We start from the raw sequence: 22344 nt of genomic DNA, 5'->3' as shown, positions 1-22344 counted from the left end.
AATCGTATCCGCGATTTTAGGATATATCGAAATTGGAATTTTTATGTCATGCTTATTTGTTAACTTACTTTTTCAACCATGCAGCAAGCCATAAACAAAAACGTTAGCGTTAATTTGATAAAATAAAACAGAAAATAAAATTATGGGATTTTTTGACAATCTATTTAAGGAAAAAAACGATTCAAGTTCATCTGAATTAATAACTGAAATTCCACAAAGTTGGAGCATTTTGTCAGGTAAAAATAATGGAAACCCAATGTTTGTTCGTAAAAACGTTGCATGCGACAAAATAGCTGGAAATAAAAATTATTCAACTAATTGCGGAATTGCGTTCAAAATGTTATCACCAAACTCTAACGGTTTACCTGATATAGAAAATGAACCTGAATTGGACAATCTCGAAGACGACATATTTGATTTTTTAGAATCGGATTTGAATTCAATTGTTCCTATCACTATTACTACTTCTGGATTTAGAGAATTTGTTATATATACAAAAGATTTAGTGGAATTTAATTTGAGATTGGAAAAATTAAAAATGAAATATCCGAAGTATGAACTTACGACTTATAGTAAAATTGACTTAAATTGGAATACTTATAAATCGTTTAAATAAAAAAAAGCAACTAATTAAAGTTGCTTTTTGTAATAAGGTGAATTGATAATTTTCTTAGTCTATTTTGAGCTAGCTAATTCATTACAAAACTTAACTAAGTCTTCAACATTATTTTTAAATTCTTTATTGTTTACTTTTTCAATCAGTGCTGAGTTGCCTTCAGCTAATTTAGCAAGGTTTTTTGTAAAGCCAAAAACAAAAGATTTTGATAGTGTAGATGTTCCGTTTTCGCTATTTGGTGCTAAGATTACAGGTTCTTCGTTATTAAAAAGATATAGGTTTACTTTATCAGATTCTACCAATACTTTACAAAGTTTTTCTTGTGAATCACTAATTGAGCCTTCTGTTACTGTGGATTCTTTAAAAGGCACATTTTTATAATCCGTACCATCAATAAAAAGCACTTCGTTTAATTCTTTCGCACTTCTAACTTCTGTACCTATTGGTGTACCATTATCTGCATATCTTACAATATTCATTTTATAAGCTATATTTTTAATGTCTTTAGTATCCATGTCTACTAAAGTTGTATCGCCAGCTTTAGAAACTAAATAAGCTTTAATTAATTCTAAGTTTAATGAAGATGACTCTTCAGGTTCATCAACTACTGGTTCTTCTACAATATTGCTTAAATCTTCTGTAAGCACTTCAAAGTGTCTTGTGTTTGTATCGTTAGCTTTAAACTTAGTAATTAATTCATCCGCTCTGCGGATAAAGTATTTACCGTCAGATTTATCATAATCATTATCAATTAATTTTTGAGCATACACTTTAGATTCTTCTGGCATGTCTAGATAGTAGTACATTTTAGCAATGTTATAAAAACTAGCATATCTCATTTTGGCTTCTTTCTTTTTTGAGCCAGCATATTTTGGAACTAAACTATTAAAGTAATCCATTATAGGAGTTAATTCAGCTTTTAGGTCGTTAACAGATTCATGAGATTTCATTTTAGAAAAAGCGACTTTCATAGCTTCAAAAGCATCCATATGCTTTTGGTATTCAGGATGTTTTTTCTTACCTAAAATCCAAAAATGTTCGCCTCTAGACTCTGTAATTTGATAACCGTAAATGTTGTTTAAATTGTTGTTTATGGTATTTAGTATGCCTTTTTGGTGGTTAGAAGCATGCGTGCTTCTTAGGTTATTACGGTTATTGTTGTAATAATCTTGGGCAGCTCTGTAGGTTTTAAAATCTTTACTTTGATAATTGTCTTTTTCGGAAAAATCATTTTGATAATCATTTTCTATGTTTTCAGAATTACTAACCGATATGCTAGCAGATGAGGTATAAGTAACATGTACTTTGTAAGTGTACCATGTTGAGGTAACGTTTCCATCATCATCCTTTTTTTCGTGTTTAGTCTTTTTTATTTCAACCTCTCCAACGTTTGTACCATGAAACCTATAATTAATATCTAAAGTTCCGTTAGCGCTAACTCTAGAGAAACCAGATAAATAAATTGCTCTTTTGTTTGTAGAAAAAGTTCTTTTGTTATTGTCTAATATTGGGTGAGAAGGCAGTTTTACATAAGACACATTAAAGTACTCTCTGTCTAGGTTTGCACTTTGAGAAAATGAAAGGGCATAAGTAAAAAGTAGAACTATTAGCGTAATTGAATTTTTCATAAGTAGGATTTTGGGTTGTAAATTCGTTGACAAATATATAGATTATTATGAGAGTGCCTAATTTAATAGTTTAGGTCTGTAATTGGTTGTTAATGCCTATAGTATAGCTTTTGTTTTGAGGATAATTAGTCTAAATTGAAGGCGAGAATAGCTCATTTATGAGTTTAGAGAACGTGTTATTAAGGAGGGTAAAAGTTGTATGTGTTTTGCTGTTGCTATAGTTTTTTGATTTCAATAAGCCTAGAAAATACATCTATAGTCAAATCCAATACAGCCATTGTAAGGTTTGCGGAATATTTTGACTAATTTTGTACTTCTATCAGTAGAATGGTAGTTGAAAAATGAAGTACAATACAAAAAAATAAATATTATGGCATTAGAAATAACAGATGCAAACTTTGAAGAAACAGTATTAAAGAGTGAGAAGCCTGTAATGGTTGATTTCTGGGCTGCTTGGTGTGGACCTTGTCGTATGGTTGGACCAATCATTGACGAAATTAGCACAGAATACGATGGTAAAGCTGTTGTAGGTAAAGTTGATGTTGATGCAAACCAAGAATTTGCTGCTAAATATGGTGTAAGAAACATACCTACTGTTTTAATTTTTAAAGACGGAGAAGTTGTTGGTCGCCAAGTCGGTGTAGCACCTAAAAATGCATATTCAGAGGCTATTGACGCGCTTTTATAGTCCGACGATAAAAATAAGTTTCTAAAAGAAATGATAAAAGGTTTGCCTATACGGCAAACCTTTTTTAGTTTCGGTAACTGATGAATTTACAACAAGAACTCAATAAAACAGGTGGTTTTAAAAACCTAGAATTACTAGCAAAACAAGTGGTTGAAGGTTTTATTGCAGGTATGCATAAAAGTCCGTTTCATGGATTTTCTGCTGAGTTTGCTGAGCATAAGGTTTACAACCCAGGAGAAAGTACCAAACACATTGATTGGAAGTTATATGCAAGAACAGATCGTTTATATACTAAACGCTATGATGAGGAAACCAATTTACGTTGCCACCTTATAGTAGACAACAGTAGTTCTATGCATTATCCGGAAACGGCTGGCACATCTATAGATCATCTTAATAAGATAGCGTTTGCGGCTTTGGCGAGTGCCTCGTTAATGCATATTCTTAAAAAACAACGTGATGCGGTAGGTTTAAGTATTTATAGTGATAACTATGATTTTTATTCGCCAGAAAAGGGTAGTGAACGTCATCACCAAATGCTTTTACATAAATTATGTGACGCTGTAGTTTCTAAACCTGAAACTAAAACGACAGAAACCTATAAATATTTACATCAGATTGCGGAGAAAATTCATCGTCGATCTTTAATTTTTGTGTTCACAGATATGTTTCAAACGTCAGAAAACGACGAAAAACTGTTTGAAGCACTAAGACATTTAAAGCATAATAAGCATGAAGTGGTCTTATTTCATGTTTTTGATAAGAAAAAAGAGCTTACTTTTAATTTTGATAATAGACCAAAACGATTTATCGATATCGAGACAGGAGACCATATTAATCTGTACGCAGATAATGTAAAAGAAACCTACGAAAAAGCTGTAAAAGAATACTTTACGGACTTAAGAATTAAGTGTGGACAGTATAGAATTAAGTATGTGGAAGCCGATATTAATGCGGGTTTTGATAGTATATTAACGACCTATATGGTAGAGCGCCAAAAATTTATTTAGAATATTTTTTATTTTTTTACTTTTTTGTTTGTCAAATTAAAAATGCAGTGTATATTTGCCCTCGCAATTAAGCAACGGTCTGGTAGTTCAGCTGGTTAGAATGTCGCCCTGTCACGGCGAAGGTCGCGGGTTCGAGTCCCGTCCAGACCGCAAAAATTGCAAAAAGAGCTTCAAGAAATTGAGGCTTTTTTTAGCACTTTAAAGAAGTTGTGTTGTCCAAGAGCAATCTTGGAGGTAGTTTACCAAAGTAATTTGGTATTCCAATGAGAAGCTTTCCTTTTTTCTGAATAAGAAGATTGGGATGCTTTTTTGTTTTAGGGCTATTCGTTTAGAACAATAGCTTTATCTATATTTTTATTGTCTTCTTTACAGTTTAAGAAAATAGCTTTTATTAGAGTTTCTTTTTTAAACGGCTTTGTAATAAAGTCATCAAAACCATATCTATTTAGTTTTTTGAGTAAGGCTTCATTAGGTGTGTTAGCCGTAAAAGCAATAACTGTTTGGTTTGGGTTTAAAGCTTTAATTTGTTCAATAGCTTTTAATCCAGATAATTTGGGCATTTCTAAATCCAAGAGAATAATATCTATTTCTTTGTGAGCCTTAGCGATTTCTACGGCTTCTAATCCATCTTTAGCTAAGTAAGTCTTCGCTTTATGCTTTTTAAGCAATGTGTCCGCATACAAAAGGGTAACCTTATTATCATCTGCTACTAAGATTTTTTTATCCTTAAGACAGCAAGGGTTGTTTATTATGTTTTCGATATTTTTTCTTAAATGTTCTTTAGTTGTTTTGTTAAAGTCAATTGTAAAAGAAAAGATACTTCCTTTATCTACATTCCTTTCAATTATAATTTTAGATTGCATTTTGTCTAAAATAGTTTTAGTGAGCGATAAGCCTAAACCTGTACCACCATAAATATCTGCACTTTCACTTTTAATTTGTTGAAAGCTTTCAAATATTTTAGAATAATCCGTTTCTGAAATACCAATTCCGGTATCTTCCACTTTAAACAATACAGAAGCTTTAGTATCTGTTTCTTCTATTAACTCTACTTTTAAATTTATTTCACCTGTATCAGTATATTTGATAGCATTACTTAATAGGTTTTTAAAAATTTGAGCAAGTCTCATTTTGTCAAAATCTATATTAAGATTGGTGATTTCTGGCGTTATTTCTCTTTTAAAATTAAGACCTTTATTGTCTGCTAATAAATTAAATTCACTAGCAATTGAGCTTAATAGTAAATTTAGGTTTTCTGGTTTTTCTAAAAGTTCAAATTTTCCAGATTCAATTTTATGAATATCTAAAACATCATTCACAATATTGAGCATTTGATCATTACAACTGTCTAATATTAGAGCGTACTTCTTAATTAATTCTCTATTTATTTTGGGTTCTGTTTTCTGTTCAGATATCAATTGAGTAATACCATTAATACTTGTAATTTGAGTTCTTAACTCATGCCCTAAACTTGTAAGTGCTATTAATCGTTTGTCTTTTTCTTTTACGGCGAACTTTTTATCTTTTAAAAACGAAATAAAATAATCTCTACTAACATAAACAGCAAACACCATAAGCATTACTGTAATTAGTAAACTTATAGTAGAATTAAGAATCATTTTAAAATAGATGTCATCTGCTGTTACAAACGCATATTTTGGATATACAGGTGCAATAAATATTGCAATAGTGGCAATAACTGATACTGTAATAAATAGAATAAAATTATCTCTAATAAAGTAGTTATTTCTTTTAATTAAAAATGGAATAGAAAGTATAATAGCAAAATAATAAAGGAAATTAAATGATAAACGACCTTCAAAGTATAAAGCGCCTGAAACACCTATTGTTGTCCCTAATACAGAAATATATGCGCCTAACACAAATTTTTTATGTTTAAAATATACAATCATTGCTATAACAATAGCGGTAATTATAAAAGCATCAAAACAGATGGATTCTGTAAGACCTTTTTGGTAATTAACAAGCATATTTAATGCGCTAAAAATAATAGCTGTTATGTGTATGATAAATGTAAAAACATCTATATTTTTTTCTTCTTTGACATAAGGGCTAGAGTCGTTAGCAATTAATTTTCTCATAACTCCAAATGTTGATTTAAAACTGAAAACATAGCTTCATTTTTAAATGGTTTTGCTAAGAATCCATCGAAGTTGAAGCGATTGATTTTAGCTAATAATATATCATCTGGAATATTTGCGGTAAAAGCAATCACCTTAACTGATTTGTTGAGTTTTTTTATTTCTTGTATTGCATTAAAACCATTCATTTCTGGCATTTCTAAATCCAGTAAAATAATAGAAATATCAGGGTTAGAGGCTGTTAGTTTTACAGCTTCTTTACCGTTGTACGCCTTTAATATTTGAGCTCCATTTTTTGCTAATAATTTACTAGCATAAAGCATACTTATTTTGTTGTCTTCAGTAATAAGTATTTTTTTGCCTGTGAGTACACAAGACTCTATGTTGTTGTTATCAATATTCTTAATGGCATTAGAGATGTAAGTAGATTCATTTTTTAATATTAATGTGAAATTAAAGTCGCTACCATGTTCAGGAGAACTATTGAGGTGTATTTGAGACCCCATTTTTTCAATAATGGTTTTAGAAATGGCTAAACCCAAACCGGTTCCTCCAGTTTCTGTTGTGTTTTCGTCTCTTATTTGTTGGAAACTATCAAATACCTTTGTACTGTTGTCATCAGAAATCCCTATGCCAGAGTCTTTTACAGAGAATAAAAGAGTTGTGTGTTCTTTTGATTGTGTAATTATTTTTGTTGAAAATTTAACAAATCCTTTATCGGTAAACTTTATGGCATTAGATATTAAATTTTGAAGTACTTGGGTGAGTCTAGAAGCATCTATGCTCACGTAATTATTTTTTAAAATAGGATCAATTGAAACTTCAAATGCTAACTGTTTGTCTAATACTTTAGTTTTAAAAGGTATAGTTACTTGGTTAAGTAGGTTATATAGATTCTCTGGAGTATTATGAAGATTAAAGTTGCCAGATTCAATTTTATGAATGTCTAAAATATCGTCTACTAAAAAGAGCATTTGCTTGCTGCATACCTCAAGTGTTTCTGTGTATTGAGAGAATGTAGAATTATTTAATTCATCGTTCTCGTTTTGGTCTAGTAGCAATTGTGTTATACCATGAATGCTACTTAATTGTGTTCTTAACTCATGACCTAAATTAGAAAGCACGCGTGTTTTTGCATCTTTTTGTTTTTCGGCATTCGTTTTTGCTCTAATTAATGCTAAAATAATATTTGAAGATGCTATGACTAATATAAATGCAAATGTTATAAAAAGTCCAAAACTTAATATTGAGTTAGTGAGTAGTTTTTGATTGGCATATTCTATTATTAGTTTTTCCGCATTGTATTGTGGTGAAAGTATGATGCTTAATGTTGAGAAAATAAGTATGATTACCGAAAGTATAATGCCATTTCTTAAATAATGTTTATCCCTTTTATTCATAAAAGGTATTGTACATAAAAGGACATAGCCATACATAAAGTAAGATGTTGTTAAGCCTACGTTATAGCAAAGATAAAGCATCGCACTTCCGAGGCATGCAATAAGAGCAACACTTGATAGAAAGTGTTTTTTTAGATTAAAGTATAGTTGAGAGCCAATGAGAAATGCTGCTATTACAAATAAAGCAACCCTTTTTGGAGTTTGATAATCTAGATAGATGTTAACTATATAAATTAAAATACCTGTAATTAAACCAATACTGTACGTAACATAAGTAAGTCTGTCTGCGGGACTTAGTTGCTTATATGGAGTTTTAGTAAGAAGAATATTTATATTTAATGATTTGGGGCTCATTTAAAATATGTAAATAATTTTAAGGTTTAGTTAAAGTTGTTTTATGCTCATTATTAGTGGTTTAATGATTGAGTAGTGCAATAACATACTTTTTATCGATAAAAACAAGCGTTTAGTCGGTATTTTAGATAAAAAAGGGAGAATAAAAAAATATTATGTTTTCGGTAGTACAATCTTTGCGCTAATCTAATAACCATTTACCCTTGTGAGGCTTGATTTTAGTGTTGTGAGTAGCTTTTCTTTTTTATTGAGACGAATTCCTGTTTTATTAAATAAAAATCAATAGTATTGTGTGGCTTAAAGCCTAAGTTATCAACAAGTTGTGAACACTATTTGTGTTTTTCATCGGTCAATACGTGTGGTTTATCGATGATTCATTAGGAAATTATAAAAATACGTGTATATTTGTCTTTTCTTGTTAAGACCTCAAATCGCTTAAAAAGGAAAATTTTAATCCATTTTACTAGTTAGACATTTACTTGTCTTAAAAACTTCCCTCGTTTTTAGTTTAGTATTGTTTTAGGTATAACCTAAAATAGTTAATAATCCATTCCCTTCCCTCAATGTATTGCTTTGCGATACAGTTTTAGATATTGATTAAACTTTAACCCTAAATTAAATATTTTATGAAAACCCTTAAAATTACTATTGCCTTAGTTGCTGTTCTATTATTAACTGTCTCTGGCGTTAAATCTGAAACGATGTCAGTAACGGAAAACAATGAAATTAAACAACCTACTAAAATTGACTTGTTAGCGCATACTAAGAAAGGCACAATAAAACCTCCAACTCAAGGTTAAGAGTTGTATATCATAGATTTAATAAAGCCCATAACTAATTAGTTATGGGCTTTATATATTATATTCAATTGAAGCACCAATTGTTTGAAAAAAAAATCTAACTTTGGTAATCTATCAACTCCATATTTCTTTTGAAATTTATATTATTCAATTTCTTCTTCCTTTTTATTATAACACTTACTGGTCAAACAAACCAAGCGTTACTAGATTCTATTAAAAAAAATAGAGAGTTGTCTATTAATTCTTCATTACCTGTTAAGGACAGACTTATGTATTCTAAAAAGGTTAGTGAACTTGCTATTCTCACTAAAAATGATAGTCTAATACTTAGAGCCAATAGGGATTTGAGTTATAGTTACCTAATTAATGGAAATTATGAGTTTTTTAAAAATATTGGGTTAAATAATTTGACTTTAGCTAAAAAACTTAAGGATTCATCTGCAATAGCTTATACTAATAAAAATTTGGGTTGGTATTATTATCAGATAGCTGATGATAATACAACTTCATATAAATATTTGATTAAGGCTTTTGATTATTTTAATAGGAAAAATAAATTAGTCGAAAAAACTGAAATCTTATATAGTATTGCTACAATTCAAGATCTTGAAAAAGACTATTTAGGTAGTGAACAAAATGCTATTGAAGCGCTTAAACTAATTTATAAATTGGATAGTGAAAGTATGAATAGCGATGAGTACCGAGTTCTAATTTTATTAGGAACAGTATCATACAAACTTGAAAACTATGATAAATCCATTGACTATCATAATCAAGCAAAAGAGTTAACAAAGAAGATTAATAATAGTTATAATTTATATTTAGAGGCACAAAATAATTTAGCTCTCCCATATAGGGCGAAGAAAGATTATAAAAAAGCATTAAGTATTTATGAGGAACTCATAACAGATCCTATTCTTAAAAAAGATGATATTGCATTTTATGCTTTAATCCTTAGTAACTATGCGTTTACAAAATTCTTGGAAGGGAATTATAATTATAATGAGTTAGAAACTGACTTTAGGAAGGCACTTCAGATTTCAGATAGTATTGACGATTCATATACTAAACTCGCTACTTCTATTGATTTAGCTAAATTCTATAAAGAAAATAAAAAACTCGATTCATCCTTAGTTTATGCTAAGCAGAGCTATAATATTTCTCGGGATATTCCAATTAATGAGTTGTATTTAGAATCGATGCTTTTATTAGCTGATTTAACAAAAGGGGATGAGAGTAAAGTTTATTTAGAGCAGCATATTAAATTGAGTGATAGTTTATTGAAAAACGAACGTAAAGTCAGAAATAAGTTTGCAAGAATCGAATATGAAACAGACCAACTAGAAGCTGAAAACAAACAAATTTCTAAAGAAAACGTTTATCTTCTATTTATATCCATCGGACTCTTATTTACAGCCATCTTAACCTATTTGTTTATTTCCCAACGCGCAAAAAATAGAAAATTAAAGTTGATACAAGTGCAACAGAAAGCAAATGAAGATATTTATAATTTAATGTTGGGTCAACAAGATAAAGTAGATGAGGCAAGAGCAAAAGAAAAAATAAGAATTTCTAAAGAATTACATGATGGTGTTTTAGGTGGTCTTTTTGGTGTAAGATTAAGTCTAGATAGTATTAATTTTAATGAAGGTAAAGAAGCAATGATGTCACGTGCTAAGTACATCAGTCAGCTGCAAACCATTGAGCAAGAAATTCGAAAGATATCACACGAGTTAAACACCGATTTTGTCTCTGGTTCTGGTTTTATAGATATTGTGTCTGAACTTATTGAGACTCAAACAATAGCATATAAGTTAGAGTATGAGTTCAACTCTTCGGATGATATTAATTGGGATTTTGTAGCGAATAAAACCAAAATTAATATTTACAGAATCATCCAAGAGTCAATGCAAAATATCTACAAGCATGCCAATGCAAATAGTATAAAAATTAGCATTTCTTTAGAAAAAGACTTAATTTGCTTGGATATCATTGATGATGGTGATGGCTTTGATACATCTAAGAGTAAAAAAGGCATCGGGTTAAAAAACATGAAGTCTCGTGTGGATGATTTTGAAGGAGAAATTACTTGGACATCCCTATCTGGTAATGGTACAACAGTGAAAGTTAAAATTCCCTATTTAGATAAAAAGGCATGATCCAATCGCTTAGTTATTTTTAATAAATTAAAATTAGTAAGCGAACAGCATGTTACCACCAAAAACCAAAAAATAAAACTGCATGAATCACATCAACATTTTAATGGTAGATGACCACCCAATTATTATTGAGGGCTATCAAAATGTATTAATGGCAACAAAACAAGAAGATCAAACGCTTCATATTGAAACTGCTAATAATTGTGATGAAGCCGTTATAATGATAGAACGTGCATCAAAAAAATATCCTTATAATGTGTGTTTTTTTGATATTAGCTTACCTGGTTCTGAAGATGGTAAATATGCTTCTGGCGAAGATTTAGCACTGTTAGCTAAAAAATTAATGCCGAGAGCAAAAATTGTGATTCTTACAATGTTTAACGAAACTTATAGAATTCATAATATAATTAAGGAAATAGATCCAGATGGTTTTCTTATTAAGAGTGACTTAACATCAATGGAGTTAGCCGATGGTTTTCAACAAATATTAAAATCACCACCTTATTATAGCTCTACGGTTAATAATTACTTAAAGAAAACAATTTCGAGTGATATATATATAGATGATATTAACCGAAAAATTCTGCATTTACTATCTCAAGGTATTAAAACAAAAAATTTATCTGAATATGTTAGCATTTCAAAAAGTGCTATCGAAAAACGAAAAAAACACTTAAAATTATTGTTTGCTGTAGAGGATGGAAAAGATGAGTCTTTACTAAAAGAAGCTCGAGAAAAGGGCTATTTATAAGTAGTTTTATAGAAATACACGATTTTTTAGGTCTTTTTATAGGCTTGAGTGTACTGTAAAATAAGGAAAGTACGGTTTTACCACATCAAGTCTACGGTTTTACCACAGCAAAAGAATAGTTCACTTACATATATTTACACCATCAACAAGAATTAATTAATCCCTCATTAAGTAATTGTTGAATTAATAGCAAGAAGATTAAACCTAGTTACAGTAATGTAACTAGGTTTTTTATTTTAAATATGCCCAGGCGTTCTAATACCAACTAGTATTATGCTCAGATAGTTTTACAATGAAGAAGCCAAAATAAACTATAGCAACAATAAATTTCATAAAAGTAGAAGCAACAAAACCTATAAACGACCCAAAAGCGGCTTTCAATGCCTTGTCTATATCGTTTCTATGAATCATTTCTCCAATTAATGCACCAATAAAGGGGCCAATAATTATTCCGAAAGGAATAGGAGAGAAGAGTCCAATAAGTAACCCAAATGTTGTGCCAATCATTCCGGCTTTACTGCCACCAAAACGTTTAGTCCCAATTGCAGGTATTATATAGTCTAAGACATAAATAAAAATGGCAAAAACAAGAGTAGCGATTAAAAACGCCTGACTAATCTCTACACCATCTGAAAAATGAAGCACTAAAAGTCCTGCCCAACTGGTGAGTGGTCCGGGTAAAATAGGCAGAAAGCTACCAACAATTCCTAAAACCATTAAAAGTAGTGCTACGAGCACCAAAAAAATTTCCATATTAATAAATTATATTTAATAGGTAAGACGCAATAAGCAGACCAAAGTTACATTTTTGAACTAAAAAATTAGTTGAAACTAAATATTTAGTTATATTTACAGTTTTAAACTAAAAACTTAGTTCTATGAAACAGTTAACAAAAGCAGAAGAGGAAATAATGCAAGCCCTATGGCAATTGCAAATGGCCAATGTTAAATCAATTATAGATATTCTGCCAGAACCAAAGCCAGCATACAATACGGTTTCTACAATTGTAAGGATTTTAGAAAGTAAAGGTTTTGTTGATTACGAAAAACAAGGTAAAGGCCATGTCTATTTTCCAATAGTAGCTAAAGAGTTTTATAGTAATCAGTCCATTAATAAATTGGTTGATAATTACTTTCAAGGGTCTTTTAAAAGCATGGTGTCGTTCTTTGTACAAAAGAATGATGTCGATGTAAAAGACATTGAGATATTAATAGATGAAATTAATAAAAATAAGTAATTATGTTGTATTCTATTCTTCAAATTATAGCGTTTCAGGCTTTGTTTTTAATGGTTTACGATTTGTTTCTTAAACGTGAAACGTTCTTCAATTACAATAGAGCTTATTTAATTGTTACGTCTATTCTGTCATTAATTTTACCCTTTATAAAATTTTCAGAGTTAAAAACTATGACAACTAAAGATGTGGTAATTCATTTGCCAGAAGTATTTATTGGTGCAAAAACACCAACATTTTACGATATTAAAATTGCAGAGCAAGCAGGTATTATTATAGAACAACCACAACAACCAATTTGGCAGGTTGTAGCAATTGTAGGTATTGTAATTGCATCATTAATATTTTTAGTGAAAATTACAAAGTTATATTGGTTAAAATATAAAAACCCAAAGCGTTGGCAAGGGAATGTACTTATTGTGAATTTAATTAAGAGTAGTGCAGCCTTTTCGTTCTTCAACACCATATTTTTAGGTGAACGCATTTCTGAAACTGAAAAACCAACTATTTATGAACACGAGATGGTTCATATTAGAGAATATCACACCGTAGATCTATTGTTTTTTGAACTGCTCAGAATAGTATTTTGGTTTAATCCGTTAGTATACATCTATCAAAATAGAATTAAAGAGTTACACGAATATATTGCAGATGCCAAAGCCATTAAAGAAAGTGGGAAATCGGAATATTACACAAGTCTACTCAACCAAATTTTAGACGTTAATCAGGTCTCTTTTACCAATACTTTTTTCAATAAATCATTAATCAAAAAACGAATCGCCATGTTACAAAAATCGAAATCTAAACAGCTTAATCTCATTAAATATGCCTTGCTGATACCTTTGGTATTTGGGATGTTAATTTATACATCTACAGAAGTTAGAGCGCAGGAAAAAATTAAACAAGAAAAATCAGTTGAGCAAGAGTTGACGGAAGAAGAGCTTATAAAAAAGTATTACATGGAAATACTTGAAATGGAGAAAAATGGAGATGATTTTTTTGAAATTTCTAAATATGCTGGAATAGGTGATAATCAATCGGAAAGGTATATTCCTTCCAAAACAGAATATTTAAAGTTTAAAGCCTATATGCAATATATTTCTGATGGAATTATTAAAAGAAAATCTGAAGAAGGCACATTGACACAACTGGATGTAGATAGAGCTAAAGGCTTGCGAATGGATAAATTTAAAAGTTATGAAGAGTTTAGAGCTTTTAAAAACACCAAAGAGGAAAAGGAACGATGGGAATTAGATACACAAGATGGTGTTTTAAAACTATTTGTAGAAGATTTGGGAAGTTTGACAGTTGATGAAGAAAAGCGCTTTAATGCTTTATTAAAACAGCTAGAGAAGGATGATTTTTTTACCAAAATAGTAGTTACTGATGGGTTGTCTTTATCTATGACAGAATCTTTTATTTCTAAAGATGGTGTTGAAATTATTAAAGAAGACGTAGAAACAATAGAAGTTCCATTTGCAGTAGTAGATGAAACACCTACCACTTTTGATTGTAAAGATTTAGAAAGTAACGAAGCTCGAAAAAATTGCATGAATGCATTTGTCAATAAACACATTGGTAAAAATTTTAATACTAGTGTTGCAGATAGTTTATCTCCAGGGAAAAAACGCGTTTTTGTACAGTTTAAAATTGATAAAAAAGGTAACGTTACCAATATACTTGCTAGAGGTCCAAGTGAGGCATTAGAGGTGGAAGCAAAACGCGTAGTTGCTACTTTACCACAATTTATTCCTGGGAAACAAAAAGGAAAGACGGTTGTGGTACCATTTTCAATTCCTATTGTTTTTGAAGTAAAAGGCGACAATAACACACAAGAAAGGATATCATATAAAGAACTCGTTGCGCAGCGTGATCGTATTTTAAAGAATTCTAGTGAGGAAAATCCAGTGGTTGTGCAGTTAAATAAGCAGATAGATGCTTTAAAAGATAAAGAAACAAAAATCATTGATATTCCATTTAACAAGGTAGAAGTTCCGCCAGTTTATCCAGATTGTAATTCGGTATCGGATGGTGCGGAACAAAGAGAGTGCACAGTTAATGCCATCAATAAATTTATTGTAAGAAATTTTAATATGAATTCTGATAGTTTTAGAAATCTTCCAGCTGGTAAAAAACGAATTTATGCACATTTTACAATAGATAAATTAGGCAATGTTACAAGTGTTAAAACAAAAAGTAAATTTCCTGTATTAGATGAAGAAGCTAAAAGAGTGGTGGAATTACTACCGCAATTTACACCTGCTAAGAGCAAAGGTGAAGCTGTAGATGTTGGTTATTCTTTGCCAATTGTAATCGAAATTGTAGATAATAAAAAGAACTAATTATAGTTGTTTATGAAATATTTGTTGTGCTGGTTTTATTTCATTTTTAGTTTTGATGTATCTGCTCAGGATCTTAAACAAAAAGCAGATGATTACTATGCTAATGGTAAGTTTACTAAAGCTATTGAAACCTATAAGTCAGTTAAAAACTTAGATGATGTTTACGATGACATCGCTAAAAGTTATATGGCTATTGGTAATTATGATAAAGCCTTAACGTTTTATGAACTCGCCAAAACGGCAAATGAAGATAATCTTTTAGTGCAATATGAATATGCTAAACTTTTAACTAGAACCAAAAAATATGAGAAGGCAAATCAGTTATTTTCAAGTCTCATTGAGTTAGATAGTTTAAATCCCAATTATTATTATCAGTTGGGATTGGTTTTAGAAAAACAGAAGGATACGTTAGCAATATTACAGTTTAATAAAACCTATAGTTTAGATAAGACACATCAAAAAGCAATTTTTAAAATAGCGAAGCAGCAATTAATAAAACGAAACTTTTTAGATGCACATCGCATTATAGATACAGGCTTAGAAAGTTATGAGAATAATGTAGAGCTCATCAGTTTAAAAGCCCAGACCTATTATCATCAAGAGTTTTATACGCATGCTATTGTTTGGTTTAAAAAATTACTTGCGCTTGGAGAGAAATCGGAGTTTATACACGAAAAAATAAGTCTAAGCTACGCTCAAAATTCAGATTATGAGGATGCTATTTATCACAGAAAGCAAGCATTAAATTATAATCCTTATGATGCCAATGCCATGTATGTTATAGGAACTTATTATGTGAGTTTAAATAATTTTGAAAAAGCGGAGGATTATGTTAAACAAGCATTATTTATACAGGACCAATCACTTTCAGAAGAATATCAATATTTAGGTACAATTTTAAATCGACAAAAAAAATATGAAGATGCTATTAAAGCTTTCAAAAAATCGTTGAAAGAAGACCCAACTAATATGATGTCTGAGTTCTTTTTATTGAGAACAAAAGATGAATATTATGGTGATTTAGACAGTAAAATTACGTTGTATGAGCAGTTTATTGAAAAGCATGAGAAAAGCTATTTTATAACCTTTGCACAAAAACGATTGAAAGAATTAAAGGAGGAAAAATTCTTAGAAAAAAAATAATAGGTCATTGGCTAAATCCGATAGGCTTAGCTGTCTAAGTTATTGATTCTAAAAGCGAAGCGTTCTATCTTCTTTTTCAATAAATATTCGTACTTTTCGCTTTCAGAATTCTATAAATGAACCGAATTGTTTGTCTTTTAATCTTGCTTTTTGCAACATCTTGCAATTATTTTGAAAAGAAGAAAGTCACTCCTGAAGATTTACTTGAGGAAGAGCTACAGACTTTTAATTGGAATGAAGTAGATACCTATCCTACCTTTACAAGTTGCGAAACCTTAACGGCAAAAGAAGAAAGTAAAGCTTGTTTTCAAAACACATTAATTACAAATGTTAATGCGTACTTAGCTCAACAAAAAATTATTGTAACCAATGATGTTTTCGATACAATAAAGTTGAGTATTATTATTGATAAGCAAGGACTGTTAACAGTAGAGTCAATGAAGATTCATCCAGAAACCATCAAAGAAATTCCTGAAATAGATAGTCTTTTGCGTCAGAGCTTAAAGAGTGTTCCTAAAATATTTCCTGCTATAAAAAGAGGGCAACAAGTCACTACAGCTTTTGAGTTGCCAGTAATTGTTCAAATTAATTAAATAGTTTTACAATTTGTTTTTGTGTATTGATCTGTAATGCGTGTCATATTTTCTAAAACCGGAAAGCAAACTTTTGCATTAAGCGTAACACTTCAACATATAACCAAATAAGCGTTGCTAAAAGTCCCCAAGTTGCAATCCATTCCTTGTATTTTGGAGCTCTGTTTTTATAACGTTCAATATAATCAAAGTCTAATAACAAGGCAAAAGAAGCCACAACTGCGGCTAAAACATTAAAGGCAATGGCAAACCAAGAGTTTCCCCAAATGTAATTTTTGATACCGAAAAAACTCAAAATCCAAGATATGAGATAAACGACCATAATACTTACGGTTGCAGTGATGACGACACTTCGTAATTTTTTTGTTACTACAATAATTCGAAATTGATATAAGAACAACATTACAAAAAAGGTAACGATGGTAACGCCAATGGCTTGGTAAGGCAACTCCGGATAATGACGATGTGCATACGCCGAAAAGCCACCTAAAAAGAAGCCTTTTGCAATCATATAAAGTGGTACTAAAAAAGTAGACCAATGCTGTCTAATAGAAATCAATATGCTTACAACTGCAGCAGCTAACATACCACCTAAAGTAAACCATTGCATGGATATGCCTGTTTCACTTAGTTTCCATAAATAAGAAGTGATGGTTGCAATGATAATAATTCCAAAAAGAGATTTAAAAAAAATGCCAGTTACGGTCATTTTTTTTGAACTCGATTTTCTGTCATCCCAGAAATAACCATTAAAAACGGGATTAGAAGTTTTGAAATTTCGTAAGGACATTAAAAGAATTTAGAAGTTGTGTTGCAACAATATATGGCACGTGTTATAAATTAAACTTGTAGCCAACAGAGAAATCAGTTGAAAAATTACCTTGATTATCTATAAACAAAGCAAATAATTCGCCGTAAACTAGAGTAATATAACCATTTTTTCCAATTTTTATGTCAGTACCAATTCCAAAAATAAAAGGTGCATCAAACGATGTGCCTTTTTTGTGAAATTTTTCTCCGTTAGAATCTTCAAAATTTGAGGCAGAAATATTTACAGCTGCTAGTTTTACCTGACCGTAAATAGAAAAGGACGATTTATTAATAATTCTATAACGATAACCTAAAGCAATTTCATTAGTAGTGTAATTAAAATCTTCGGCATCAAATGTATGTCTACCTTGTAAAAATCCAGAATGACGAGGTAAGGAGTCAGCTTCAAAAATTTCAATTTCGCCACCAATAAGAAGTACTTTTAAATTTTCCGGATTTTCTACAAATGGACTGTTTGTTAAACCACCAAATAGACCCAAACGAAATCCGACTTTAGATTTTTTTATGGCACTTGCGTAACCTCTGTTGTTAGATATATTGTAAGCATCAACATAAGATTTTAGGTCGTATAATCTAAATTTTAAAGATTCCGTTGCCTTTCCATTAGTCAATTCTTTTAGTGTAGTTTTATACTCTTCAAGGTAGTTTTTATTTTCATCTCTAGAGTTTTTTAGTTCTGTAATGGTGTTATTATTAGACTTCACAAAATATCTAAATTCACCTTCATTAACGGTCCAAAGTAAATCTAATTCACCTTCAACTTCAGTTGTAAGTTCAAGTTTTTCTCCGTTAATAGTATAGTTCTCTTGACTGTAATTAATCTGAAATGCTAAACACAGTAAAATAAATAAGTATAAATTTTTCATGCAACGTTAGGATTTGGTTACAGTAAAACTATTATAAATATTTAGTATTACGTTATTTCTTCGATGTTCTACCTTTCCAACGGTATGATTTAAAGAAAGATAGGATGAAAACACCAATATTAAAGGCAGGATAAAGGAAACTCGATATGATAAAGGAAAGCAGATAAGTTTCCTGTTTAAAGAATCGAGAAGCTTTAAAAAGTAGTAAGAAATCGATACAAAACTTTATAATGAATAAAGCAATAGCGATTTTAACAGCAATCAGATTCAATATAATTGCAGGAATAAATGCCACACAAACAAAGTTGCCAAGTATAACAACTAAGCCAATAAATTTTGTGAACCAATTATTTAATTGACTTGTTTTTGAAGCCCAACGTATGCGTTGATGAATAAGTGATTTAAAATTTTCCGCAGGATTGGTGGTTACAATAACTTGTTTAGATTTTAAATAACGAACTTTTGATGCATCCTTTTTTAAGAATTTATCAAGTAGAAAAACATCGTCACCGCTTGCAATAGTGTCGTTACCTTTAAAACCATCTAGGGCATTAAATTCTGATTTTAGATAAGCGAAATTTGCGCCATTGCATAGTATTGGTTTTTTAATACCAAAACTACCAATAGTTGCACCTTGTAAGCTCAAAAAATCTAAAGTTTGAAATCTGTTAAAAAATGAAGTTTTACCATGATAAGTAACAGGAGCAACAATACAGTTGGTTGAACTGATTTGTATTTGTTCGTCAAAACAATCTAGCCAATATTTTGGTGAAATGCAATCTGCGTCAGTTGTCACAATCCAATTATATTTAGACACTTTTATAGCTGAAGTAATCGCATCTTTTTTTGGTGAATCTGAAATTCTTTGATTGTCAATAATCTTAATGTTTTTATTTCTAGTGAATCTCTTTTTTAAAGCTATAGAATTTAGAGTGTTTTCTATTACTGCAACCGAATCGTCGTTAGAGTCATCATTTACTAAAATCACTTCAAATAGGGATTTAGGATAATTCAACTTAGCCATAGCGTTTAATAACTTCGGAAGATTGCCTGCCTCGTTTCTGAATGGAATAATCACAGAAAATTTAGTCTTAGCTGGTAAATCTTGAAGCTTAAATTCTTCTACTTTGTCAAATCCGTAAACCAATAAGCCTATAACTAATAAGTAAATAAGAATGAAACAAATAATGATTACTGTTAGCATTGCGTAATTGGTTTAGGAAGTTTAAAATTAAGGACAAAATAACTACCAATAAGACTTGGGATTACAAAATTGAGTAACCACATTAACGTTGTAATAGATAAAATGGTTAATTCATCTACGCCAAGAAACCCAAATAAGTATACAGCAATACTACCTTTTACAACCACGTCAAAAATGGCAATGGTTGGGATTATTGAAGCCAATAAATACATACTTGTAATAACCACCATGGCATTGCTGTAATTGATATCCACTCCAAAAATTTTTAAGAGATAATAAAATTGAAATGAAAAAATAGCATAGCGAATAAGAGACAATAATATAGTGATACAATGCGTTTTTAAAGGAATCGATTTTATAAAATTAAGGATAGCAGAAATTGAAAACCCTTTTATTTTATATCGTTTTTGTTTCATGCCAAATAGTACAAACAGGCCAATGATTAAAATAACCAATGCAATTCGTGATAGTTTGTAATAATTGATTTCAATGCTATAACGTTTTGTAAATAGAATAAAACCAATACAACCAAGAAGTGTGGTAATTGCCATTTGAGCAAAATTACCAAGTAGGTTAAGCATTACAATTTTGGGTCTCAATGACTTTATGTAATACATCGCTTTTGCGCCATAATCACCAATTCGGTTTGGTGTAATTAAGGAAGTTGTGAGTGCAGCTAAACTTTGGGTTAAAGCAGATTTAATGGAAATAGGTTTAATTATTTTAACTAATTGTAGCCATTTTAAAATTTCGAAAAACCAATTAAAAAGGCTTAAAAAGACTAAAAAAAGAATAGTTTTTACTGAAAAATTGCTGTTTTTCTTTAAAAATGAAACAAAATCGATAAATTTTAAATTTTCGTTTTCAATAATTTTAGAATAAATAAAATAAAATGCACCAACTACAATGCTCAACTTAATAAGTACAAAGAAGAATTGTTTAGTTTTGTAATGCATATTAACGGTCATACTGCAAATAAAATCAAAAACTTAGAGATGAGATACAATTTTAAACAATACCTTTTCTTTTTTATCATCGTTTTTATAACGTTTAATAGTGAGGCGCAATTAAGAGATACTGCAAAGTGGAAAGCACTTTTTGCGGTTGGTGTTAATTACCCAACAACAGATGGATTTGTAACAGGTTCTTATGCGCAATCTGTAAATTTTCCGACGATAAATCTAGGGATTCAACACATGTTTAAAACACAATATGGCGTAAAATTAGATTTCGGATTTAATCGTTTTAAAAACCATAAAGACACACCAGAATTTAAAATTAATTATTCTAGAATCAACGCACAATTTGTGTTTGATCCATCTAATTATATTGGTTTTTTGCCAACACGATTTCGTACTGTATTACACGCAGGACCAGGAATTACTTTCGCTAAACCCTTAGGCACTTTAAGAGATAATAAACAAACGTTTTTAAATCTACTTGCTGGCTTAGAAGTTCATTATGCTATTAACGAAAAAGTATCTGTTTTTACAGATGTTGCTTATATATATGGTGTAACGTCTTTAGATAATTATAATCCTGCTCTAACAGGTTTAGGCGCTTTTAATGGTAGTGTTTTTAACCTTACCTTTGGTTTGGCAGTTTCACTAAGCGGTTGTCAATTTTGCGATTAACCAATAGTATACATGAGTAAGGAAAAAATTATTTTAGGTATTGATCCAGGAACAACGATTATGGGCTTTGGACTCATAAAAGTTGTGGGTAAAAAGATGGAGTTTTTGCAGCTCAATGAGCTTATGCTAAAAAAATACGATGATCATTATTTAAAACTGAAACTGATTTTTGAGCGTACTGTAGAGCTTATTGATACTTATCATCCAGATGAAATTGCGATTGAAGCACCATTTTTTGGGAAAAACGTACAAAGTATGCTTAAGTTAGGAAGAGCGCAAGGTGTTGCGATGGCAGCAGGTTTGTCTCGCGAAGTTCCTATTACAGAATATGCACCTAAAAAAATTAAAATGGCAATTACCGGAAACGGAAATGCCAGCAAGGAGCAAGTCGCTAAAATGTTACAAAGCATGTTAGGTCTTAAAACAATTCCTAAAAATCTAGATTCTATGGATGGATTAGCAGCTGCAGTTTGTCATTTTTATAATGAAGGCAGAGTTGAAGTTGGGAAAAGTTATTCTGGTTGGGCAGCTTTTGTGAAGCAGAATGAAGGACGTGTAAAGAAGTAGACCGTTTGCAGTCACAATATTCAGTAAAAAACAATACATGAAATATATCTTACTAGTTTTTGTTTTTTTTCAATCCTTTATAGTTTTTAGTCAAGGACAAGTTGAAGCCAATGATATTGCGCACCAAAATTGGTATCAATCTCAAAAGATTAAAGATTCGCTAGTCGTAGAATTAATTAAGATTAACCAAAACGATTCTACATTTATTTCAACTTTTAAAGTATCAGAGAAACTCTGGGAAAGTTTTGTGGAAGAACAGTTTAAACTAAAATTCCCAGCGTATGAATCTTGGGAAACAAGACGAGAAATTTATGGAAGTCAGTTTGATATGCTGAATTATCAGTTTATGAAATTGTATTGCGATTTAAGAATTGCTACTTTATATGATTTGTTTGAAGAACAATAAATATCAAATTGAATA

21 protein-coding genes and 1 tRNA gene are annotated in these 22344 nt (G+C 30.5%); 14 read left to right on the top strand and 8 right to left on the bottom strand.

From position 1 onward, the window contains the following. Positions 1-142 precede the first annotated feature (142 nt). Positions 143-616, top strand: a complete 474-nt coding sequence (locus tag Q0807_RS01810) for a DUF695 domain-containing protein (protein WP_299105685.1) — start codon at positions 143-145, stop codon at positions 614-616. Between the two features lie 59 nt (positions 617-675). Here Q0807_RS01810 and Q0807_RS01805 read toward each other — a convergent pair whose 3' ends face one another. Then, positions 676-2244, bottom strand: coding sequence for a hypothetical protein (locus tag Q0807_RS01805; protein WP_299105683.1), 1569 nt, complete (start codon positions 2242-2244; stop codon positions 676-678). A 370-nt stretch (positions 2245-2614) separates the two neighbouring features. Here Q0807_RS01805 and trxA point away from each other — a divergent pair, with 370 nt between their 5' ends. The 3 genes from trxA (at position 2615) to Q0807_RS01790 (ending at position 4092) form a co-directional block, all read left to right on the top strand. After that, positions 2615-2932 (top strand): thioredoxin, encoded by a 318-nt coding sequence (trxA, locus tag Q0807_RS01800; RefSeq protein ID WP_299105681.1) that lies wholly within the window; start codon positions 2615-2617, stop codon positions 2930-2932. 80 nt (positions 2933-3012) lie between these two features. Then, entirely contained in the window at positions 3013-3942 is a 930-nt protein-coding gene (locus Q0807_RS01795) for a DUF58 domain-containing protein (RefSeq protein WP_299105679.1), read from the top strand. 76 nt (positions 3943-4018) lie between these two features. Then, positions 4019-4092: transfer RNA gene (locus Q0807_RS01790), tRNA-Asp, on the top strand. Positions 4093-4262: 170 nt separating this feature from the next. Here Q0807_RS01790 and Q0807_RS01785 read toward each other — a convergent pair. Beyond that, a complete protein-coding gene (locus tag Q0807_RS01785; protein ID WP_299105677.1) occupies positions 4263-6044 on the bottom strand; it encodes an ATP-binding protein in 1782 nt (593 codons plus the stop codon). Continuing rightward, a complete protein-coding gene (locus Q0807_RS01780; RefSeq protein ID WP_299105675.1) occupies positions 6041-7798 on the bottom strand; it encodes an ATP-binding protein in 1758 nt (585 codons plus the stop codon). The genes Q0807_RS01785 and Q0807_RS01780 overlap by 4 nt, the downstream gene beginning before the upstream one ends. Positions 7799-8424: 626 nt before the next feature. On the opposite strand from Q0807_RS01780, the gene Q0807_RS01775 reads away from it, so the two are divergent. From Q0807_RS01775 to Q0807_RS01765, 3 genes are all read left to right on the top strand, one after another. Continuing rightward, positions 8425-8598, top strand: a complete 174-nt coding sequence (locus tag Q0807_RS01775; protein ID WP_299105673.1) for a hypothetical protein — start codon at positions 8425-8427, stop codon at positions 8596-8598. A 131-nt stretch (positions 8599-8729) separates the two neighbouring features. Continuing rightward, positions 8730-10757, top strand: a complete 2028-nt coding sequence (locus tag Q0807_RS01770) for a tetratricopeptide repeat-containing sensor histidine kinase (RefSeq protein ID WP_299105671.1) — start codon at positions 8730-8732, stop codon at positions 10755-10757. An 82-nt stretch (positions 10758-10839) separates the two neighbouring features. After that, the gene (locus tag Q0807_RS01765; protein WP_299105669.1) at positions 10840-11508 is read left to right on the top strand and encodes a response regulator; all 669 of its coding nucleotides are present in this window, start codon (positions 10840-10842) and stop codon (positions 11506-11508) included. A 255-nt stretch (positions 11509-11763) separates the two neighbouring features. Here the strand turns inward: Q0807_RS01765 and Q0807_RS01760 are convergent, their stop codons facing one another. Beyond that, entirely contained in the window at positions 11764-12261 is a 498-nt protein-coding gene (locus Q0807_RS01760) for a DUF456 domain-containing protein (protein WP_299105667.1), read from the bottom strand. A 125-nt stretch (positions 12262-12386) separates the two neighbouring features. On the opposite strand from Q0807_RS01760, the gene Q0807_RS01755 reads away from it, so the two are divergent. The 4 genes from Q0807_RS01755 (at position 12387) to Q0807_RS01740 (ending at position 16821) form a co-directional block, all read left to right on the top strand. Further along, on the top strand, positions 12387-12746 hold the full coding sequence (locus Q0807_RS01755) for a BlaI/MecI/CopY family transcriptional regulator (RefSeq protein WP_299105665.1): 360 nt from the start codon (positions 12387-12389) through the stop codon (positions 12744-12746). A gap of 2 nt (positions 12747-12748) precedes the next feature. After that, positions 12749-15085 carry a M56 family metallopeptidase gene (locus Q0807_RS01750; protein ID WP_299105663.1) on the top strand — a complete coding sequence of 779 codons (2337 nt, stop codon included), beginning with the start codon at positions 12749-12751 and terminating at the stop codon, positions 15083-15085. Between the two features lie 12 nt (positions 15086-15097). Continuing rightward, a complete protein-coding gene (locus Q0807_RS01745) occupies positions 15098-16228 on the top strand; it encodes a tetratricopeptide repeat protein (protein ID WP_299105661.1) in 1131 nt (376 codons plus the stop codon). A gap of 116 nt (positions 16229-16344) precedes the next feature. Beyond that, entirely contained in the window at positions 16345-16821 is a 477-nt protein-coding gene (locus tag Q0807_RS01740) for a hypothetical protein (RefSeq protein ID WP_299105659.1), read from the top strand. A 52-nt stretch (positions 16822-16873) separates the two neighbouring features. Here Q0807_RS01740 and Q0807_RS01735 read toward each other — a convergent pair whose 3' ends face one another. The 4 genes from Q0807_RS01735 to Q0807_RS01720 are packed head-to-tail and all read right to left on the bottom strand — an operon-like array spanning position 16874 to position 20678. Beyond that, positions 16874-17611: a Bax inhibitor-1/YccA family protein gene (locus Q0807_RS01735; RefSeq protein WP_299105656.1), complete on the bottom strand. Its 738-nt coding sequence runs from the start codon at positions 17609-17611 to the stop codon at positions 16874-16876. Between the two features lie 43 nt (positions 17612-17654). Next, positions 17655-18518: a hypothetical protein gene (locus tag Q0807_RS01730; protein ID WP_299105654.1), complete on the bottom strand. Its 864-nt coding sequence runs from the start codon at positions 18516-18518 to the stop codon at positions 17655-17657. Between the two features lie 52 nt (positions 18519-18570). Beyond that, entirely contained in the window at positions 18571-19722 is a 1152-nt protein-coding gene (locus Q0807_RS01725; RefSeq protein WP_299105652.1) for a glycosyltransferase, read from the bottom strand. Then, on the bottom strand, positions 19716-20678 hold the full coding sequence (locus Q0807_RS01720) for a lysylphosphatidylglycerol synthase domain-containing protein (protein ID WP_299105650.1): 963 nt from the start codon (positions 20676-20678) through the stop codon (positions 19716-19718). The genes Q0807_RS01725 and Q0807_RS01720 overlap by 7 nt, the downstream gene beginning before the upstream one ends. Before the next feature lie 39 nt (positions 20679-20717). Between Q0807_RS01720 and Q0807_RS01715 the strand changes: the two genes are divergently transcribed. The 3 genes from Q0807_RS01715 to Q0807_RS01705 are packed head-to-tail and all read left to right on the top strand — an operon-like array spanning position 20718 to position 22329. After that, the gene (locus Q0807_RS01715) at positions 20718-21356 is read left to right on the top strand and encodes a cell envelope biogenesis protein OmpA (RefSeq protein ID WP_299105648.1); all 639 of its coding nucleotides are present in this window, start codon (positions 20718-20720) and stop codon (positions 21354-21356) included. Positions 21357-21368: 12 nt separating this feature from the next. Then, on the top strand, positions 21369-21923 hold the full coding sequence (gene ruvC / locus Q0807_RS01710; protein WP_299105646.1) for a crossover junction endodeoxyribonuclease RuvC: 555 nt from the start codon (positions 21369-21371) through the stop codon (positions 21921-21923). Between the two features lie 37 nt (positions 21924-21960). Next, positions 21961-22329: a hypothetical protein gene (locus tag Q0807_RS01705; RefSeq protein WP_299105645.1), complete on the top strand. Its 369-nt coding sequence runs from the start codon at positions 21961-21963 to the stop codon at positions 22327-22329. Positions 22330-22344: the final 15 nt, after the last annotated feature.

The sequence above is a fragment of the uncultured Winogradskyella sp. genome (genome assembly GCF_947495255.1).
Taxonomy (GTDB): domain Bacteria; phylum Bacteroidota; class Bacteroidia; order Flavobacteriales; family Flavobacteriaceae; genus Winogradskyella.
This window is presented reverse-complemented; position numbering and strand designations above follow the sequence as displayed.

Bases quoted from the DNA above. Each gene is read 5' to 3' on its own strand.
- Q0807_RS01725 (WP_299105652.1), bottom strand. From the start codon at position 19,722: ATGCTAACAGTAATCATTATTTGTTTCATTCTTATTTACTTATTAGTT.
- Q0807_RS01810 (WP_299105685.1), top strand. From the start codon at position 143: ATGGGATTTTTTGACAATCTATTTAAGGAAAAAAACGATTCAAGTTCA.
- Q0807_RS01805 (WP_299105683.1), bottom strand. From the start codon at position 2,244: ATGAAAAATTCAATTACGCTAATAGTTCTACTTTTTACTTATGCCCTT.
- Q0807_RS01750 (WP_299105663.1), top strand. From the start codon at position 12,749: ATGTTGTATTCTATTCTTCAAATTATAGCGTTTCAGGCTTTGTTTTTA.
- Q0807_RS01715 (WP_299105648.1), top strand. From the start codon at position 20,718: ATGAGATACAATTTTAAACAATACCTTTTCTTTTTTATCATCGTTTTT.
- Q0807_RS01720 (WP_299105650.1), bottom strand. From the start codon at position 20,678: ATGCATTACAAAACTAAACAATTCTTCTTTGTACTTATTAAGTTGAGC.
- Q0807_RS01735 (WP_299105656.1), bottom strand. From the start codon at position 17,611: ATGTCCTTACGAAATTTCAAAACTTCTAATCCCGTTTTTAATGGTTAT.
- Q0807_RS01755 (WP_299105665.1), top strand. From the start codon at position 12,387: ATGAAACAGTTAACAAAAGCAGAAGAGGAAATAATGCAAGCCCTATGG.
- Q0807_RS01730 (WP_299105654.1), bottom strand. From the start codon at position 18,518: ATGAAAAATTTATACTTATTTATTTTACTGTGTTTAGCATTTCAGATT.
- Q0807_RS01740 (WP_299105659.1), top strand. From the start codon at position 16,345: ATGAACCGAATTGTTTGTCTTTTAATCTTGCTTTTTGCAACATCTTGC.
- Q0807_RS01765 (WP_299105669.1), top strand. From the start codon at position 10,840: ATGAATCACATCAACATTTTAATGGTAGATGACCACCCAATTATTATT.
- trxA (WP_299105681.1), top strand. From the start codon at position 2,615: ATGGCATTAGAAATAACAGATGCAAACTTTGAAGAAACAGTATTAAAG.
- Q0807_RS01705 (WP_299105645.1), top strand. From the start codon at position 21,961: ATGAAATATATCTTACTAGTTTTTGTTTTTTTTCAATCCTTTATAGTT.
- Q0807_RS01775 (WP_299105673.1), top strand. From the start codon at position 8,425: ATGAAAACCCTTAAAATTACTATTGCCTTAGTTGCTGTTCTATTATTA.
- Q0807_RS01780 (WP_299105675.1), bottom strand. From the start codon at position 7,798: ATGAGCCCCAAATCATTAAATATAAATATTCTTCTTACTAAAACTCCA.
- ruvC (WP_299105646.1), top strand. From the start codon at position 21,369: ATGAGTAAGGAAAAAATTATTTTAGGTATTGATCCAGGAACAACGATT.
- Q0807_RS01785 (WP_299105677.1), bottom strand. From the start codon at position 6,044: ATGAGAAAATTAATTGCTAACGACTCTAGCCCTTATGTCAAAGAAGAA.
- Q0807_RS01795 (WP_299105679.1), top strand. From the start codon at position 3,013: ATGAATTTACAACAAGAACTCAATAAAACAGGTGGTTTTAAAAACCTA.
- Q0807_RS01760 (WP_299105667.1), bottom strand. From the start codon at position 12,261: ATGGAAATTTTTTTGGTGCTCGTAGCACTACTTTTAATGGTTTTAGGA.
- Q0807_RS01745 (WP_299105661.1), top strand. From the start codon at position 15,098: ATGAAATATTTGTTGTGCTGGTTTTATTTCATTTTTAGTTTTGATGTA.